The organism is Rhodopseudomonas sp. (assembly GCF_013377015.1).
GTDB lineage: Bacteria > Pseudomonadota > Alphaproteobacteria > Rhizobiales > Xanthobacteraceae > JARJEH01.
Genome location: NZ_JACABA010000029.1, coordinates 1 through 1,281 on the forward strand (window position 1 = coordinate 1; position 1,281 = coordinate 1,281).

The 1,281-nt window shown below is 63.9% G+C and carries 1 protein-coding gene; it reads right to left on the reverse strand.

What is annotated here, in order from left to right; all coding sequences use genetic code 11:
• On the reverse strand, window positions 1-1,281 hold a 1,281-nt coding region (locus tag HXX15_RS23110; protein ID WP_296519255.1), incomplete at both ends, for a 2-oxoacid:acceptor oxidoreductase family protein.

A 1,281-nucleotide genomic window follows, 5' to 3' on the forward strand; every position in this document is an offset into this window, starting at 1 on the left:
GCCGCAGGATGAGGTGCCGGAGGGCTTGCACATCGACGCCGAGAGCGACACGTTGCGCAGCATGATGGGAGCGAACTTGCCTTCGACGTCGGCGAACGCTGCCGACTCGTAGTCGACCTTGCGCGTTGCTTCAACGCCTTCGCGAATGACGCCCATGTTGCCGTCGACGACGGCACCGCCCTTGCTGCCGAATTTCTGCAGGATCTGCTGGCGGATCTTCTCGAGGATCGCATCGGCCGAGGCATCCGCCGCAACGCGATCGACGTGGCCGGCGATGGCGCCGATGAAGGCAATGCCCATCATGCGGGTTTCGAGTTCCGGCGTTGGCGCGTGCTTCTTCGCAACGGCGAAGGCATCGATGATGTAGAAGCGGATCTTGCGGTCTCGGATGGTCTTCCGCGCTGCGGCGGGCAGTTCCTTCCAGACTTCTTCGGCCGTGGCATTCGTCTGCAGAATGAAGGTGCCGCCTTCGGCCAGTCCGCGCAGCGGGTTGGTGTGGCTGAACACCTTGTGGTCCGGCGAGATGACGATCTCGACATCTTCGAGTTCGGCGTTGGTGATCTTGATCGGCTCGGGGCTCAGGGTGATGTAGTAGTTGGTCGGCGCGCCACTCTTCTCGGAGCCGTACTTCGGCGCCGACTTGGAGTGCATGCCCAGCACGCCGGCGAGGATGTCGGTCAGCAGCTTGCCTGAGGCAATCGTGCCGTAGCCGCCCACCGAGTGGAAGCGCACGCGGAACGCGGCGTCTGGCAGCAGCTTGGGATTGGCCTCGGTTTCGAGGGCCATGAGTTCGGTTTCCGGATAGGCGGCCTTCAGGCGCGCCTGGAGTTCGCCGACGCGCGGCGACGGGTTCTTGGCGAAGAACTGCGAGCCGAGATAAACCAGCGGCGCGCTCTTGCCGCTTGCCATGTTCTTGAAAGCGGCGATCAGGTGGCGCGGTTGCAGGTCATGGCCACCCAGACCGAAGATGGCGGTGGTGAGCTGCGGAAGTTCCTTCAGCGCGGGAATGCCGGGATGGCGAACCTGCTGTGCGTTTTCGCGTGCCTTGAACAATACCTGGGTGACCAGCGTGGTGAGCGCGGTCTGGTCGGAACGCTCTAGCACCGTGACGGCCTTCTTGCCGGCGAGTGCGGCAACGATTTCCGCCTCGGGGAAAGGCTGCAGCATCTTGACGGCAACGAGGCCGACCTTCTGGCCCTTGCCGCGCAGGTAGGTGACCACGGCTTCGACGTCGTCGGTGACTGATCCGAGGCCGACCATGACGGCTTCGGCGTCCTCACA